Annotated in this window: 16 protein-coding genes; 9 read left to right on the forward strand and 7 right to left on the reverse strand. The window is 57.3% G+C overall.

The window, feature by feature from the left end:
• Positions 1–168: 168 nt before the first annotated feature.
• Together AC2TF6_RS17695 and AC2TF6_RS17700 are read right to left on the reverse strand one after the other, a co-directional pair.
• Complete coding sequence (locus tag AC2TF6_RS17695; protein WP_491307876.1) at positions 169–1,608, reverse strand: amino acid permease; 1,440 nt, start codon at positions 1,606–1,608, stop codon at positions 169–171.
• Between the two features lie 537 nt (positions 1,609–2,145).
• Positions 2,146–2,679 carry a hypothetical protein gene (locus tag AC2TF6_RS17700; protein ID WP_491307877.1) on the reverse strand — a complete coding sequence of 178 codons (534 nt, stop codon included), beginning with the start codon at positions 2,677–2,679 and terminating at the stop codon, positions 2,146–2,148.
• A 172-nt stretch (positions 2,680–2,851) separates the two neighbouring features.
• Between AC2TF6_RS17700 and AC2TF6_RS17705 the strand changes: the two genes are divergently transcribed.
• Together AC2TF6_RS17705 and AC2TF6_RS17710 are read left to right on the forward strand one after the other, a co-directional pair.
• A complete protein-coding gene (locus AC2TF6_RS17705) occupies positions 2,852–3,316 on the forward strand; it encodes a MarR family winged helix-turn-helix transcriptional regulator (protein ID WP_491307878.1) in 465 nt (154 codons plus the stop codon).
• Positions 3,317–3,329: 13 nt separating this feature from the next.
• Positions 3,330–4,631 (forward strand): MFS transporter, encoded by a 1,302-nt coding sequence (locus AC2TF6_RS17710; RefSeq protein WP_491307879.1) that lies wholly within the window; start codon positions 3,330–3,332, stop codon positions 4,629–4,631.
• A 143-nt stretch (positions 4,632–4,774) separates the two neighbouring features.
• Here the strand turns inward: AC2TF6_RS17710 and AC2TF6_RS17715 are convergent, their stop codons facing one another.
• A complete protein-coding gene (locus AC2TF6_RS17715; protein WP_491307880.1) occupies positions 4,775–5,227 on the reverse strand; it encodes an NUDIX hydrolase in 453 nt (150 codons plus the stop codon).
• 301 nt (positions 5,228–5,528) lie between these two features.
• Here AC2TF6_RS17715 and AC2TF6_RS17720 point away from each other — a divergent pair, with 301 nt between their 5' ends.
• Positions 5,529–5,756 (forward strand): hypothetical protein, encoded by a 228-nt coding sequence (locus tag AC2TF6_RS17720; RefSeq protein WP_009675610.1) that lies wholly within the window; start codon positions 5,529–5,531, stop codon positions 5,754–5,756.
• Positions 5,757–5,862: 106 nt separating this feature from the next.
• On the opposite strand, the gene AC2TF6_RS17725 is transcribed toward AC2TF6_RS17720, so the two are convergent.
• Positions 5,863–6,018 carry a hypothetical protein gene (locus AC2TF6_RS17725; protein ID WP_491307881.1) on the reverse strand — a complete coding sequence of 52 codons (156 nt, stop codon included), beginning with the start codon at positions 6,016–6,018 and terminating at the stop codon, positions 5,863–5,865.
• Between the two features lie 244 nt (positions 6,019–6,262).
• Here AC2TF6_RS17725 and AC2TF6_RS17730 point away from each other — a divergent pair, with 244 nt between their 5' ends.
• Together AC2TF6_RS17730 and AC2TF6_RS17735 are read left to right on the forward strand one after the other, a co-directional pair.
• The gene (locus tag AC2TF6_RS17730) at positions 6,263–7,747 is read left to right on the forward strand and encodes an aldehyde dehydrogenase family protein (protein ID WP_491307882.1); all 1,485 of its coding nucleotides are present in this window, start codon (positions 6,263–6,265) and stop codon (positions 7,745–7,747) included.
• A gap of 188 nt (positions 7,748–7,935) precedes the next feature.
• On the forward strand, positions 7,936–8,406 hold the full coding sequence (locus AC2TF6_RS17735; protein ID WP_491307883.1) for a DinB family protein: 471 nt from the start codon (positions 7,936–7,938) through the stop codon (positions 8,404–8,406).
• Between the two features lie 355 nt (positions 8,407–8,761).
• Here the strand turns inward: AC2TF6_RS17735 and AC2TF6_RS17740 are convergent, their stop codons facing one another.
• A complete protein-coding gene (locus AC2TF6_RS17740; RefSeq protein ID WP_491307884.1) occupies positions 8,762–9,676 on the reverse strand; it encodes an NADP-dependent oxidoreductase in 915 nt (304 codons plus the stop codon).
• Positions 9,677–9,850: 174 nt separating this feature from the next.
• Here AC2TF6_RS17740 and AC2TF6_RS17745 point away from each other — a divergent pair, with 174 nt between their 5' ends.
• Positions 9,851–10,747, forward strand: a complete 897-nt coding sequence (locus tag AC2TF6_RS17745; RefSeq protein WP_491307885.1) for a LysR family transcriptional regulator — start codon at positions 9,851–9,853, stop codon at positions 10,745–10,747.
• A 266-nt stretch (positions 10,748–11,013) separates the two neighbouring features.
• Positions 11,014–12,312: an NCS2 family permease gene (locus AC2TF6_RS17750; RefSeq protein WP_491311681.1), complete on the forward strand. Its 1,299-nt coding sequence runs from the start codon at positions 11,014–11,016 to the stop codon at positions 12,310–12,312.
• 140 nt (positions 12,313–12,452) lie between these two features.
• Here the strand turns inward: AC2TF6_RS17750 and AC2TF6_RS17755 are convergent, their stop codons facing one another.
• Positions 12,453–12,653 (reverse strand): hypothetical protein, encoded by a 201-nt coding sequence (locus tag AC2TF6_RS17755; RefSeq protein WP_009675561.1) that lies wholly within the window; start codon positions 12,651–12,653, stop codon positions 12,453–12,455.
• 133 nt (positions 12,654–12,786) lie between these two features.
• Between AC2TF6_RS17755 and AC2TF6_RS17760 the strand changes: the two genes are divergently transcribed.
• Positions 12,787–13,284 carry a Crp/Fnr family transcriptional regulator gene (locus tag AC2TF6_RS17760; protein WP_491307886.1) on the forward strand — a complete coding sequence of 166 codons (498 nt, stop codon included), beginning with the start codon at positions 12,787–12,789 and terminating at the stop codon, positions 13,282–13,284.
• A 42-nt stretch (positions 13,285–13,326) separates the two neighbouring features.
• Here the strand turns inward: AC2TF6_RS17760 and hmpA are convergent, their stop codons facing one another.
• Positions 13,327–14,556 carry an NO-inducible flavohemoprotein gene (gene hmpA, locus AC2TF6_RS17765; RefSeq protein ID WP_491307887.1) on the reverse strand — a complete coding sequence of 410 codons (1,230 nt, stop codon included), beginning with the start codon at positions 14,554–14,556 and terminating at the stop codon, positions 13,327–13,329.
• A gap of 193 nt (positions 14,557–14,749) precedes the next feature.
• On the opposite strand from hmpA, the gene AC2TF6_RS17770 reads away from it, so the two are divergent.
• Positions 14,750–16,384, forward strand: a complete 1,635-nt coding sequence (locus AC2TF6_RS17770) for a glycoside hydrolase family 10-like protein (RefSeq protein WP_491307888.1) — start codon at positions 14,750–14,752, stop codon at positions 16,382–16,384.
• Positions 16,385–16,455 lie beyond the last annotated feature (71 nt).

The following is a 16,455-nucleotide window of genomic DNA, read 5'->3' on the forward strand; positions in this document are numbered from 1 at the left end:
ACCGGCCGCACGGGTTCCAGTTGGCTTCATTATAGAGGGGCAGAAATATTTTTTCAATGAAATTATATTTTGTAAATTTTTATTTCATTATCTTCGCTCCAATCACTTGTCCAGCTTCTTACTATGAATCGGCTATAGAGAACGTTTCGTTTGTCCGCTTTCTTTCTCTCATCTTGACTTTTTGCGAAAAAACACATCCGTTTTCTCACCCATCGAAAGGGCGGGCGTGAACACCCATTCCTCCTCGGCGCCCGGAGCCGCTTGTCCCTGCCGCCCCGAATTGTCCCCGGCTTTGTTCCACTTACGGACCCTCATCCAGGTAACCAATCCGATAACGCCGATAAAACCCAAACTGACATAGAAGCCCGGGCGGCTGCCGTGGTGCGCCAGCGTCCCGCTGACGGCAAGTAAAATAAGGACGATGCCCGCGATCCGTTTCGATTGTCCCAGCGCCTTCAGACGAAGCAGTTTTCCCGCCGTGATCAGAATAAACAGCCAGTTATAGAGGAGCAGCAGTCCTGCGGCGGTTGTGATGTATTCGTACACGCCCTCGGGCATAAACAGCGCCAGAACGATCGAAGCCGCCATCCCGCAGGCCGTTAGACCGAGCGCCGGGAGCGGGAGATTTTTTTTCCACCGGCGGGCGAAAAGTTTGGGGGCATCCTTATCTTCCGCTAACGTTACGAGCATGGTGGTCACGGCGAAAAGCGATGCCGCCATCGTGGAAAAACCGGCGATAATAAGCACCCCGTTGAAAACGTGCGGGATAAACGGCAGCCGGTATTGGTTCAGCGCCAGCACAAACGGGCTTTCTTTCGTATGGAAAACGCTCCAGGGCAGAAGCGTAACCGCTAGTCCGATCGACAGAACATACACGGCGGCGAGCAGCAGCAGCATGATTTTCCCCGCCTTCGGCGCTTCTTCCGGCTTCTGCAGCCTGAGGGCCATCAGCCCCATAATTTCGATGCCGCCGAATGCGTAGAATGCGAAAATAAGCGAAGACCAGAGGCCTGTCGCCCCTGCGGGAAACAGCGTCGAAGCTTCTGCTGGAAAACTCGGCGCCCGGCTTCCGCGAATAATGCCGAACAGGGCCAGCGCCGCAATGACGAGAAACATCACGATGGCGGAAATTTTGATCACAGCAAACAAATTTTCCATCCGTTCGAATCCTTTTGTGCCCAGCATAATAATCCCAAGCCCGAGCACGCCGTATCCCGTCGCAAATCCCCACATGGGGACTGCCGGAAACCAGAAACGGGAAAACAGGGACAAAGCCGTCAGCTGACTTCCCGTGATGAGCAGCTCCGAGCTCCAGTACACCCACCCGCTGCTGAATCCGGCCCAGCGGCCGTAAGCTTTTTTGGCGTAAGAACGGAAAGAGCCTTTGACGGGGTCCGCAGCGGTCATTCTCGCCAGCACGTCGAATACCATATAGGTTCCGATTGCGGCCAGCACGAACGAGATCAGCACGGCGGGACCGCCGATCGTAATCGCCAGACTGGAGCCGAGGAAATAGCCGGTTCCGATCGTAAACGCCACTCCAAGCAGAGAGAGCTGCCACCATTTCAGCTTCTTTTCGTCTTCTCCGGCCGTCTCCTTCTTTTCCACGGGAAGTCTCTCCTTTGTAGTTGAGCCATGAAGTTCTTTTAAAAAGAGTTCCCCCGGGGCAACATTTGTATGCCGATATGAGACTTCCGGTTGGACCGTCATGCGACGCCACACGACGTGGGTGCTGCACTCGGTAAGAAGAGGTGTAAGGTTGGCGAAGTCGAGGGGAAAGCCGGGACAAAACCGACCGAAGACGCATGCGGATACCCCGTTTTATTTTCAATTCTTGTGAATCCCGCGTAAGCGCCGAATCCCTAGAGAACAGCCGGTTCCGTCGGCCTTATACCGATGCTGCGTGGCGATTGACCGGCAGGGGCCGCAGCAAAAAACAACCGCCTGCATGTTCGCAGACGGCTGTTGAAAATTTTTGTAGGTTCCAGGTGTTGTGTAGGTTCCTTTGTGGATGTTCCGTTTGTAGGTTTTGTTGGGCACGTTCGTAGGGCAGATTCCGTTAGTTTGGCAGGTTCATTTTGATTGTGATTGTAATTGGTATTTTGGCCTTATTCGTAGAGGGATTAGGGCTTAGCGGCTCGTCGTTTACCGGGTGATGGGGTTAACCGGTTTGCCTTTCGCCAAGTAAACGGTCACCCAACAGGATACGGCAGCAGTCAGGGAAATAACGACGCCCATCAGGAGCCCGACAAACTGCATGAAAGGATCTTGTTCCGGAGCGGAAGGCGGCAGCAGGAAGATCTGCAGGAGAAGATAGACGGTGAGCACCCAGTAAAAAGCGCTTCCGATCCCGCCGATGATCCTCTTCTCTTTCTTCGTGCCCTTGCGCGAAATGCTCATCTGGATCCAGATCATAAAGCTGATAAACACGCCGGCACCCGCAAACAAAAACAGGGAAAACGCGACATTCATCATGATGGTGAGCACCACAAGCGCCGTCATGACAAGGAAAATAACCATGTTCACGATAAATAAAAAGCCTCCGTACGCGTAGGGGGATTCCAGTCTGGCCGAAGCGGCCATTCTGGTAAACCACGGAATCGGACGGAACGTAATCCTTCTGACAAGGATGATTTGGATAAGGACAAGAACCAGACCGAACATTAAAAGAACAGTCACTTCCAAGCACTCTCCCTTTCAACTCTGCATGTTTTCCTGATTATAGCAAAGGCGGATACGGTGCAACAAGACTTGGCTGCTTTTGCCGACTTTCGGCGGTTATTTTCCATTGACAACAATAGTTGTTTAACATATAGTTGTTAAGACAATCATTTTAGCGCGGAGGGATCAGATGACAGCGGAACCCATCTTATACAAGAACGGATTGAACGATTCCTTGGGCTTTTTGCTGGGCGTGGCTTACCGGAAGATGTCCAATTTCCTGTCGCAGCGGCTGAAAGAGTACGACATCACGCCCGAACAATGGTCGGTGCTTTACCGGATCTACGAGCAGGATGGTCTCATCCAGAAGGACATCGCCGCCAGGGCGGGCAAAGACAAGCCTACGACGACACGCATTTTGGATGCGCTGGAGGCGAAGCAATTTATAAGGAAGCAGGTCGGGCAGGGCGACCGGCGTTCTTTTCATATTTATAGTACGGACAAAGGCCGCTCCCTGATCGAGGAAACGATTTCGATTGAGCAGCAGACCATCCGGGATGCCGCCGCGGGCTTGTCTCAGGAGCAGTACGACCAGCTCATTACTTTTTTGCACGGGATTATTGACAACCTTACTTTGACATCAGAAAGCGAATAGGAGTGTCTGCATCATGTCTAAACATCCAGAACAGCTGGAACTGCTTCACCATCCGGATGCGGGGAAAAGTGAACCGCTCTGGACGAAATCGTTTATTATGCTTACGTTTTGCTATTTTCTTCTGTTTCTCTGCCTGCAAATGCTGCTGTCGCCCTTCCCCACCTACGCGAAGGACCGGTTTCATTCGGGCGATTTCACGTTGAGCCTCTTAACCAGTCTCTTCGCCATTTCGGCGATTATCACCCGGTTCGTAACGGCTGCCTTGATGCGCCGTGTACACCGTAACACGCTGCTGTTCTGCGGTGTGGCATTCGCCGCCGTATCGACGGCGGCTTATTCGTTTGCCGGCTCCATGAGCGCGCTGCTGGCGCTGCGCGTCTGCTTCGGCATCGGCTTCGGGATGGCCAGCACGGTCATGCCGACGCTGGTATCCCAGATCATCCCCCGCCGCAGAATCGGCGAAGGGGTCGGGTACTTCGGGCTGTCGAGCAGCCTGGCGATGTCCATCGGGCCGACCATCGGCCTCGCAATGATCGGCAGCTACGGCTTCGGCCCGCTGACCGCCATGGGCACGGCGGCGGCCGCCCTGATCGTGCCTCTGCTGCTCGGATCGCGGAGCATTCCGCCCCAGCCGGCGGCAGCGGCGGCTTCGCCAGCCGGTAAAGCGGCAGGCGGTCAGGCGGCAGGCTCCTCCGGCGGAGCCGCGAAGCGCAGCGGCTTCAATAAGAAGCTGCTGCTGCCGGCCCTGCTCAACGCGCTGCTGTCGGTGACGTACGGCGGCCTGCTCAGCTTCATCGCCTTGTACGGCAAGGAAGTGCATCTGGAACAGATCGGGCTGTTCTTCCTGTTCAACGCGATCACCGTTCTCGTTGTCCGCCCGATCTCCGGCCGCCTGTTCGACAGCAAGGGCCACGCCGCGATTCTCATTCCCGGCGCCCTCATTCTGATCGCGAGCCTGCTCGTTCTGTCCGTGGCGACAACGATGCCCGTGCTGATCGTCTCGGCCCTGCTCTACGGTCTCGGCTTCGGCGCTCTGCAGCCGACGACCCAGGCCTGGATGCTCCGCGAAACTCCGCCGGAGCAGCACGGGACGACGAACAGCCTGTTCTACAACTCCATCGATTTCGGAGTCGCTGTCGGCTCCATGCTGCTCGGCCTCGTCGCCTCCGGCACCAGCTATGCGGTCATGTACCGTTATGCCGCCGGAGTGATGGTGCTGTTCCTGCTTGTGTACGGCGTCTACCTGTTGACGCGCCGCCGGAATCCCGGCTCTTCCGCCGTTCCGGCTGTGACGGAGATGGAAATTTCCTCTTAACAAAAAACAAGGTCGGATAGGTCCTCCGGCCTTGTTTTTTTGTTTTTATATCCACTCCAGCTTAAACATTCACAAAATGACATCAAGCCGCCCACAATTACCCTGAACCAAACGGCCTCCCCTTAGTGAGCTCCCCCATTAAATTATACCTGCACAGGATCGCCCGCCCAGCCGAAACTCTCGAACCACAGGCTCTCCTGCCGGTTCAAAAGCGCCTCGCGCACATAGGGCACCATCTCGGCGGGAAGCGCGTCTTCCGGGAACCAGCGGAGCTCTTCGCACTTATGAGGCTCCATGTTGCCGATCTCGCCCTGCCAGCTGCGCGCCCTCAGGAAAAAGTCGATCCACTCCGAATTCGTGTTTTTGCGGTGCATAATACCGGTGATTTCCAGATCCTTGGGCCGGATGTCAATTCCCGCCTCTTCCTTCGCTTCCCGCACGGCGGCGGCTTTCACTTCTTCTCCGCCATCGATTCTTCCGGCTACGACACTCCACTTCCCGTCCGCGAACCCCGTATTTTTTCTCTTTAATAGAAGCGTTTCCCCATTGCGGGACAGAAAAACATGAACGGAACCGTAAAATATAGGTGTTCTCATTTTAAAACCTCCACGGAATTGAACATTAAGCAAAACTTTTCTGAAACATATTTCGTTTCATATTATGAAAAACGGTTTAGTAGTAAGTGGATCTTTGCAGATTGACCTGCAAACTCCTAATTTTTGACTTTAAATTTATGAAAACAAACGCTTTTCCCCTTAAATTTCAAACATTCTGTGGCGGAGGTTGATCGTTCCAAAAAAAAAATTGAAAAATCTATCGTTTTTTTAAGTTTCCTTTAATATTCGTAATTTATACTATTTTCAAAGATTGATCTATCTTACAGGAGGTAGAAATCACATGAAAACCATTATCGTATTTAACAATCAAAAAATACCCGTCTTTTATACAGAAGCGAGCAAAAAAGCATTAAGCTTATTGAAAATTGCCCTGGAAGCGAAGTGGAACAACGGAAAACGCGCTGTAAAGACGTGTCTGGAGAATCTTATCTCCATCGAAATCGAGGGAACGGAAGCGATTCTGCACTCCCGCCGCGAAAGCGATACGCTTGCCTTGTCTCTTTATTAAAAACTCAATCACGAATAGTTGAGCCGGCCTCTTACATACGGCCCCGCGAAAAAGATCCCGTCCGGGATCTTTTTTGTTGTTTCCCTACTGAGGAATTTTCACCCGCTTAACGCTTTTCGTTAATCGCTTCATTGCGGAGCGCCTGTTCGAAATCGGCGATGGTCTTTTTAAGCAGCGGCCCTTTATGGCCCGAAACCAGCCGTTTATTTTCCTTCTTCAACACCGCCAAAATGAGCTCTTTCTGATCCCGGCTGAGCAGCATGATCCCAACCTCCCTTTCCCCGGCAAATCTGTTGTACGCCCGCCGTCAGGCCGACTGCCTTCTCTTCCCTTCTAACGAGGGTCCCATTATTTTATCATGTTCGCTGCCCGGCGGGATAGACCCGGAAACTTTGCAAGACTTCTGTCATATTTTCCGCGCTAGTTTGATATAGATACAATATCACGGATGACAAGCTATGCGAGCTGAGCCGAGCATGATACCTTTCCTAAGGAGGCAGTGTGAAATGAACGAACTGACCCTGACAGTCCGACCCAAAATCCAGCGGTTCCTGAACGGAACGAAGCGGCTTTTCATCGACGGAGAATTCGTCGATTCCGTTTACGGAAGCACCTTCACGACCCCGAACCCGGCAACGGGCGATATTTTGGCGGTCGTGAGCGAAGCGACCGAAGAAGATATCGATCTGGCCGTTAAAGCCGCCAGACGCGCTTTCGACGAAGGCCCCTGGCCCGGGTTAAGCGCCGCGGAACGGAGCCGGCTTATTTACCGGCTGGCCGATCTCGTCGAAGACAACCTGGAGGAGCTCGCCCAGCTCGAAACGCTCGACAACGGCAAGCCCATCGCGGAGACGCGTACCGCCGATCTGCCGCTGGCCGTCGAGCATCTCCGCTACTTCGCCGGCTGGTCCACGAAAATCGTCGGCCAGACGATCCCCGTCAGCGGCGGGTACTTCAACTACACGCGGCATGAGCCGGTCGGAGTGGTCGGGCAGATTATCCCGTGGAACTTCCCCCTGCTCATGGCGATGTGGAAGCTCGGCGCCGCGCTGGCTTCCGGCTGCACCGTCGTGCTCAAGCCGGCCGAGCAGACGCCGCTCTCGGCCCTCTATCTCGCCGGGCTGATCCAGGAAGCGGGCTTCCCGCCGGGCGTGGTCAACATCGTGCCGGGCTACGGCGAAACGGCGGGCCAGGCGCTCGTCAACCACCCGCAGGTCGACAAGATCGCCTTCACTGGCTCCACGGAAGTCGGCCGCTCGATCATGCGGCAGGCCGCCGACCGTCTGAAGCGGGTGACGCTGGAGCTGGGCGGGAAATCCCCGAACATCATCCTGCCCGATGCCGATTTGTCCCGGGCCATTCCGGGGGCGCTTTCGGGGATTATGTTCAACCAGGGGCAGGTCTGCTGCGCGGGCTCCCGCCTGTTCATCCAGAAGAAGATGTTCGACAACGTCGTCGCCGACCTGGTCCTGTATTCCCGCAAGCTCAAGCAGGGCGCGGGCCTCAGCCCCGACACCCAGATCGGGCCGCTTGTGTCGGAGGAGCAGCAGAACCGGGTGCTCGGCTATATCGAGCGCGGCCTGGAGGAAGGAGCCGAGCTGCTGACGGGAGGGACGAATCCGTTCGAGGAAGGCTATTTCGTGGCGCCGACGGTTTTTGCCGGCGTTCAGGACAGCATGACCATCGCCAAAGAAGAAATATTCGGGCCCGTCGTCACGGCCCTGCCTTTCGAGGATCTGGACGATGTGATCGCCCGCGCCAACGATACGGATTACGGACTGGCCGCCGGGCTGTGGACGGAAAACGTCAAAAATGCCCACTACATAGCGGGCAAGCTCCGAGCGGGCACCGTCTGGGTCAACTGCTACAACGTGTTCGACGCGGCTTCTCCGTTCGGCGGCTACAAGCAGTCCGGCATCGGACGCGAGATGGGGTCTTATGCGCTGAACAATTACTGTGAAGTCAAAAGCGTCTGGATCAATATGAACTGAACCGGATTTTACGGCTCAACCGAGTCAAGCTCTGTCCCCGTGCGGGATAGAGCTTTTTTTCAAATAAGAGCGGCAGGGTTAACGATCGAAAAATACGATTGATTCTATCAAAACTTTCGAATTTCCCGATTTCATCTTTCCTTGTATGCTGGAGTAAGAAATCAGTCCACCCTACGGAGGTATTCCCCATGAAAGAAATTGCTGCAAGAATTCACGACAGGACGTATGAGATTGCGTCCCTTTTGGAACCGGTAAATGAAACGCTTCTCGCGACGCGGCCCGGAGTGGACAAATGGTCCGTTAACGAAATTCTCGGTCATCTTTGCGACTCGGCTCTAAACAATCTGCCGCGTTTTATCGTCACCCGGTATGCCGAACAGCCTGCCGTGTTCCAGCCCTACAAACAAAACGAGTGGGTAGCGATTCAGGATTACCGGCACACTCCTTCCAAGGAAATTATCGTCTTGTGGGGGAGCCTGAACCGCCAGATTGCACGGGTAATCGCATCCGTTACCCCCGAACAAGGCAGTCTGCTCTGCAAAATCGGGGAGCACGAGCCCGTTACTCTCCGCTGGCTCATCGAAGATTATGAAGAACATCTGGAGCATCACCTGGGACAGATTCTCCGGTTGAAAGAGCGCCTCGAAGGAGAAATTTGAGACCTGCCGCTTCAGGAAACACCTCAGTCGTTTTTTTGTACCGCGCAGTTCTCCATGCGCTGTGATTCGCCGCGTGACGGCAGTCGGTCGATCAAACTGCGGTTTTCCGCACCGCGCGAGGCTCTCGGCGTGAGGTGCTTGCTGCGTGACGTGGTCGGTCGAGCGCAACCACGGTCAAATGCCGCCGCTCCGCACGCCTTACGGCGCGGAGCGGAGTGTGAATCCCTGTCTATCCGTCCGCTCGAAACCGCACCCCGCATAGGCAAAACTCCTTCGCCGGTTCGTTAGATCGTCCCCGGCGCCGAAAAGCCTGTTGAATGTTTCAACAGGCTTTTCTCTCTGCCTCCGAGAAGGTTCAGTCTTCCATCATCAGCACGATTTTACCGCGGCCGTGGCCGATCTCCATCTCCCTGTGCGCTTCGGCGGCCTGGCTCAAAGGGAACGTTCGCCGGATGTGAATCCGGAGCTGTCCCCGGGTATACAGCTCAACCAGCTCGGCCAGCCGCTCCGCCGACCGTCTGCTGCGGATCCAGCGGACGCCGAGCTCGCCGGTGAGCTCGAAGGCGACCGTCGTCGCGATCCGGTTCCGGTTCGGAACGAGTTCCACCGCCGCAAGCAGCCCGTCCGCTCCCCCCGCGTCCAGAGCGGCGTCCACTCCGCCCGGCGCGAGTGCCCTCACTCGCTCGGCAAGTCCCGGTCCATACGTGACCGGAATGGCCCCTATCGAGCGCAAATAGTCGTGGTTGGCGGGGCTGGCCGTTCCGATCACGATTGCTCCCTTCGCGCGGGCGGCCTGTACCGCAACCGTTCCCACTCCGCCTGCGGCCCCGTTGATCAGCAGCGTATCCCCGGGTCCGACGGCCAGCTCTTCAAGCGCCGTGAGGGCCGTCTGTCCCGCTCCCGACAGGCCGCCCGCCGCCTTCCACGGCATCGTGTCCGGCTTCCGGACGAGCTGCTCCTGAGGGACGACGACATATTCGGCGTACGTGTACTGCACGCGGAAGCCAAGCACCGCGTCCCCGGGCGCGAACGCGGTAACGCCGCTCCCCGTCTGATCCACGATGCCTGCGAATTCCCCGCCGGTCACGTGAGGCAGAGCGACGGGAACGCCCTGGGGCTGGAACCCCGTACGGATCGCACAATCTACCGGCTGGACGCCCGCCGCCCTAACCCGCACTCTTACTTCGCCTGCGCCTGCCTGCGGCGCTGCAATCTCCATCGGCTCCAGAACCTCAGGAGGGCCGAACTTTTTAAACCCCATTGCTTTCATCCTTGTTTCCTCCTCTTTCTACGGCTGCACGTGCTGCACTTATAGGCCGCCTGCCGCTCAGTTTCTCAGCTGTTGCCTGCTCCCTTACCTGCATTTTATAATGGAGATCTCCTAATAAAAAATACATCTTACCGCATATCACTTATTCCACCCAGTATATAAGAGGAGGGGCGTATGGAAATTTTGCAGCTCCGGTACTTCCGCACAGTCGCCAGGCTCGAGCACATGACCAAAGCCGCCGAAGAGCTTCACATCGCCCAGCCCGCGCTGAGCAAAACGATCGCCCGTCTCGAGGACGATCTGGGCGTGCCTTTATTCGACCGCCAAGGGCGGAAAATCACCCTCAACGCGTTCGGGATAGCCTTCCTGAAAAAAACGGAGATCGCCCTCACCGCGCTGGAAGAAGGCCGCAAAGAAGTCGCGGATCTGGCCGGTATGGAGCAGGGAAGCATCTCCGTCGCTTCGCCGATCCTTAACCGGCTGTCAAGCCCTTTGGGCGAATTCCTCGCGCTGTATCCTCATGTCCGGCTCCGTCTTACGCAGGCACCGACGGAAGAGTTGGCCGGGATGCTCGAAAGCGGGGAAGCGGATTTCTGCTTCACCGCTTATCCGGTCGGCCGGCCCGGTATCGTCGAGGAGCCGGTCCTCAGCGAGGAAGTTTTTCTGGCCGTACCGCCCGGGCACCGGTTGGCGGACCGTACGAGCATCGCATTGAGCGAAGCGGCCGGGGAGCCTTTTATCGGATACAAAAAAGAGCACGTCTTCCGTAAAAGGGACGACGCGCTGTTCCGGCAGGCGGGCATGACACCCGATTTCGCGTGCGAAGTCAACGAACCGTCCGCCAAAGCGGCGCTCGTCCATGCGGGTCTCGGCGTCGCCTTCGTAGGAGCCTGCAACCGCAGCGAAGAGCCGCCGACGGCTCTGATGGTGCGGATTCCGATTACGGCCCCCGTCTGTTTAAGCTCTTACCAGCTGGCCTGGCACGAGAAGCGCTATTTGTCCAAAGCCGCGCAAAAATTCCGGGACTACATCCGTCATTATTTTTCGGCCGGAACGGAAACGGAGAATTGATCCGGGGCCGCGATAGGGCTTTTTGTCATCGTCTTACACAGTTTCCCTGTTCAGGACGATCCGGACCGGGCTGTGATGGAGTTCGGCCGCGATTAGGGAGCTTGTCCGCCCTGCGATACTTTGGGGAGAAAGCTGCCATACTAACACAATAACGGTAGCTTCCTTGGGTGTTTCTGGTTATAATGATTCAAGCGAAACGGATACGGATGTACATACCCGGCGTTTCGAGGGTGGGCCGAGGGATACTTCAGAAAGAAGGATGAATGTTGGTACGTTTTCTCGATCGCCGGTTCGGGCTCAAAGCCCACGGAACGACCGTGCGCCGCGAGCTCATGGCCGGATTGGTATCATTCGTGACCAGCGTCTATATTATTATTGTCAATTCCGCGATTCTTGCGGATGCCGGAATTCCCGTTCAGGCGGGGATGATCGCCACCATCGCCACTTCGTTCGTCGGCTGCTGGCTGATCGGCTGGTGGAGCAACACACCGCTCGTTATCGTGCCGGGCATGGGAATCAACGCCCTGTTCACGTACACGGTCGTGCATACGATGGGACTGTCGTGGCAGGAAGCGCTTGCAGCCGTCTTCGTCTCGGGGCTTCTCTTCTGCCTGGTCGCCTTCACGGGGCTGGCCGGGCGGATCTCGCAATCGGTCCCGCATACGCTGAAAGAAGCCATCGGGGTCGGGATCGGGCTGTTCCTTACGTTTATCGGCCTGCAAAAAAGCGGGATCGTCGTGCCGAGCGCCTCGACGTTTATCGCGCTGGGCGATCTCGGCAGTCCCGAAGCGGTCGTCACCCTGCTCACGCTCGCCCTCATGGCCGTGCTTTACGTCCGCGGGGTGAACGGCAGCTTCCTCATCGCCATCGTGTTCGGAACCGCCGTCGCCTGGCTGCTCGGCCTGGTCAACCCGGCTGCGGAGGGCCCCGGGTTCGGGCTTCGCGATGCCGCCGCCGTCTTCGGCGCGCTTTCCTTCGGGGGCCTATGGTCGCTTCCGTTCTGGATCGCGGCCTTCTCGATGGCGATGGTCATCGTCTTCGAGAATCTGGGCCTGATCCACAGCCAGACGGCCAGCTTCGGGCGCCCGGATACCTACCGCCGCGCGTTTCAGGCCGCGGCGGTGTCGAACGCGGCCGCCGGTCTGCTCGGCTCGAGTCCGGCCGTATCCGCGGTCGAAGGCTCGGCCGGCATCGCTTCCGGCGGACGCACGGGTCTGACCGCCGTTTTCACCGGCGTGCTGTTTCTCGGCTCCTACTTTGCGGTGCCGCTGCTTCAGGCCATTCCGGACAGCGCGATCGCGCCCGTGCTGATTATCCTCGGCTCGCTTATGCTCGGCAGCATTAAAGCGATCCCTTTCGAGGATTTCAGCGAAGCGTTTCCCGCTTTTCTCGTGATCGCGCTGATCCCGCTGACTTACAGCATCGTCGACGGAATCGCGTTTGGCTTTATCGCTTACCCGGTCGTGAAGCTTGCGGCCGGTAAAGGCCGCCAGGTTTCCGCGACCCTGTACGTCATTGCCCTGCTCTTTCTCCTGTACGAAGTTTTGCAGGTTATGAACAAGTAACGGATTCCGCGGACAAATCCGGTTTACCCGGGTTTACCGGCTGGCTATGCGCACTTCTTTTGTACGGCACAAAAAAACGCCTGTCCGCACTTCCTTCTCGGGAAGACGGGCAGGCGAATTTTTTAACCGGAGCCGGACGGTTACGAACTCCATCCCGAAGCCATGACGATGAACGTAACGAGGGCCGCCAGGCCGACTACGAGGTAGACGGTCCCCTGGACTTTCTTTTTCTGAAAAAACCGCATGATGCTCATGCTGACCATCGACCCGATAAAAAGGATCAGCAGCAGGCTCGTTACGAACATGCCGGTTGTTAACGCGTCCAAAGAAGTTGTTGCCACGACGTTTTCCACCTCGATAAAATTGGTTTTCCGGTATCCTGTAAAGATCCTTCCTCGATTATAACCGGAAACAAGGCGAAAACGGTACATTCTTTCTACATTTCTATGAACAAAAAGAAAGGCGGGTGCCCGGATGATTTTGCATAAAGGCGAGGTGTTGTTCAGGCAGGGGGAACAAGGCCCCTTGTTCCGCATCCGAAGCGGTCTATTTAAAGTCGTTCGCCTTCAGGAGAACGGGGAACAGTTTCTGTTCAACCTTCTGAACCCCGGCGAGCTGATTCCGCACCATTCCCTGCTCACGCCCAAAGAATACCACGGGACCGCGATTGCCCTGATTACAAGCGAAGTCGAGGTCATTCCGGCCGCGCAGTGGTACGCCGGGCTTGAAGAGAATCCCCTCCGCTACCGGGATGCCGCTCTTGTGCTGCAGGACAAGCTGAGGGCGATGCAGCAGCGCATCGATCAGCTTACCGCGCTCACTCCCGCCCGCAAAATCGAGCTGCTCGGGCAGTGGTTCGCCCGCTATGTCGGGGACATTCCGCTTGGCGATGTGCTGACCCAGGAAGAGATCGGGCAGCTCGTCGGCCTGCGGCGCGAAACGGTCAACCGGCTTCTCCGGAAGCAGCGATGAACGCCAAGAAAACGGGTCCGCCATGGCGGACCCGTTTTCTTATTACAGGGAAAGGGACGGCCCGAAAAATTCATAGTGGACGGATTCCGCCCGAACATCCAGCTTCTGCAAATACCCGATCATGTCACGCATAAACGAAACGGGGCCGCAAATATAATAGTCGGCATGCCCGCCGGATTCCGCCGTTATTTCCTTCAGCTTCTCCGCCGTCAGGCGGCCTTCCGAATGAAAGGCGCCCGCGGCTTTGTCTTCTTCCGTCGGCTGCGTGTAGCAGATATGCGTGCGCAGACAAGTTTCGTCCGCCGCTGCAGTCCCCTCGTCCTTCATCGCATCCTTCATGGCGTGCAGCCCGCCGTCGGCCGCGCTGTGGATGAAAGTAACGGACCGCTCCGGCTGCTCGGCCCGAATCGTTCTCAGCATGCTCATCAGCGGTGTCAAGCCTACTCCGGCGGACAGGAGCACGACCGGCGTATCCGTGGAACGGTTCAGCGTAAAGTCGCCTGCTGGAGCGGAGAGCAGAAGTGTGTCGCCTTCCCGCACGGCTTCGTGCAGATAAGTCGAAGCCACTCCCGGCTCGCGGGTATCCGTGCCCGGCTCCTTCTTCACCGAGATCCGGTAATAAGGCTGTCCCGGACGGTCCGACAAGCTGTACTGCCGGTTCACGAGATGTTCCCGTCCGGGGATTTTCATCTGCACGGTCACATACTGACCCGGCTCGAAAACCGCCAGCGCTCCCCCGTCCTCCGGCACCAGGTAAAACGACGTAATGTTCCCACTTTCCGCCGTTTTCCTCCGCACCGTAAACTTGCGGAATCCCGCCCAGCCTCCCGGCTGATGGAGCGCCTCATCCGCCATTTCCGTCTCCACGCCGATAAAAGCCGCGGCGATCACGGAGTACGCCTCTTCCCAGGCGCCGAGAATCTCCGGCGTCGCCGCATCGCCCAGCACCTCGGAGATCGCGCCGAGCAGATTCTCGCCGACAATCGGATACTGCTCCGGCGTCACTCCGAGACTTACGTGCTTGTGGGCAATCCCCTTAACGGCCGGCATGATTTCATGAAGCCGGTCGATATGAACGGCGGCCGCATACACCGCGTTGGCCAGAGCCGTCTGCTGCCGCCCCTGCTTCTGGTTGCCGTGGTTGAACAGATTCAGCAGCTCCGGGTGGCTTTTGAACAGCTTTTCGTAAAAACGGGTCGTAATGGCTTTTCCGTGTACTTCCAGCACCGGTACGGTGGACTTGATGATCTCAATCGTTTCGGGTTTCAGCATAATTAATCTCCCCTTCGTGTTCGTTCTTGTTCTCAGTATAAAAAATCACACCCCTTCCCCTGGTGATTCCAATCACACCGCTTATTGCAGCTTTGTGAACACTCTAGCATCTCTCCCTTCGGCTTTTTTCGTCATAGAGTCGGTTTTCCCCTCATAGAATGGGGTATCACCTGCAAGGAGGATGTCTTCACTCATGAACAAAAAGCACATCGCCGCACTGGTCGCATTAGCCTTTACAGCAGCCTTGCTCGTGCTTCTGACCGGCTCCCTGGGGGGCCGAAAATCGCTTCTTGCCGAAACGCTGAGCGCCGCCGCGGGCTCCAAGGCAGGTTCGATTACACAGGCGGAAAATCAGGCTTTATCCGCCCCCCGGCAGCTCCGGGCCGTCTGGATCGCCACGGCCTGGAACATCGACTGGCCGTCGAGCCAAGGGCTGTCCGCCGCCAAACAACAGCAGGAGTTCATCGCCATGCTGGATGAAGCCAAGAATGTGGGAATGAACGCCGTCATCGTACAGGTCAAGCCCAACGCCGACTCTCTTTATCCGTCCGAGTACGGCCCCTGGTCGGATATCCTGACGGGCAGGCAGGGCCAGTCCCCCGGCTACGATCCGCTCGCCTTTATGGTCGAAGAGGCGCATAAACGCAACCTTGAGTTCCATGCCTGGTTCAACCCCTACCGCATCGGCAAAACCAAAGACGCCGGCAAGCTGGCCGCCGATCACCCGGCTCTGAGGCACCCCGACTGGGTGGCGGCTTACGCGGGAACCCAGTATTATAACCCCGGCATACCGGAGGTCAGGGATTTTGTCGCGGCCGGCATTACCGAAGTCGTCCGGAAGTACGATATCGACGCCGTTCATCTCGACGATTATTTTTATCCGTATCCCGAGAAAGGCAAAGATTTTCCCGACGATTCCGCCTACCAGAAATATGGTAAATCGGAGTTCAGCTCCAAGCCCAATTGGCGCAGGGATAACGTTAACCGGCTCGTTGAAGCCATTCATGCCGCCATCAAAAAGGAAAAGCCCTACGTCAAATTCGGCATTTCTCCGTTCGGCGTATGGCGCAACCAGAATGCGGACCCGACCGGATCGGAAACGACGGCGGGCACCACGAATTACGACACGCTTTTTGCGGATACGAGAGCGTGGATCAACGCCGGCTGGGTCGATTATATCGCCCCGCAGCTGTATTGGAACTTCGGCTTCAAACCGGCGGCCTACGATAAACTGGCCGACTGGTGGATCAAAGAAACCGAGGGCAAGCCGGTCCAGCTGTACATCGGGCACGCGCCCTTCAAAATCGGCCAGCAGGACCCGCCGGGCTGGCAAAACCCCGACGAGCTGCCGGATCAGCTCAAGTTCAACGCCCGCAGCGCCGGCAAAATCAGCGGCAGCATCCTGTTCAGCCTCAAGGATATCCGCCGCAATCCGCTCGGATTCCGCGACCGGCTGAACACGGAGCTGTATGCCAGCCCGGCGCTGGTGCCGCCCATGCCTTGGCTGGGGAGCGCGGCGCCTCAGCCGCCGAAGGCTCTCTCCGCCGAGGGCACAGCGGACGGCGTCCGGCTGGACTGGCGCGACGGCGGCGGGAACCCAGCCTACTACGCCGTCTACCGCGCCGAAGGCAGCGGCTCCGAGGCCGCACGCCTGATCGGCACCGTCCGCAGCGGCGGAAGCGGGCCCCAGACGTTCACCGACCGCGCCGCCCCGGCCGGGAAACCCCTGCGTTACGTCGTGACCGCGCTGGACCGGCTGCATAACGAAAGCACGACGAGCCGGACCGCTTCCGCCGACGTGCCGGGCAGGTTCGCGAAGGCGAAGTAACACGAATACCCTCCATCCGCTTATCTGGGATGGAGGGTATTTTTATGGGCGGAACATGGCGGGAACGGCAA

This window comes from Paenibacillus sp. JNUCC 35 (genome assembly GCF_058269095.1).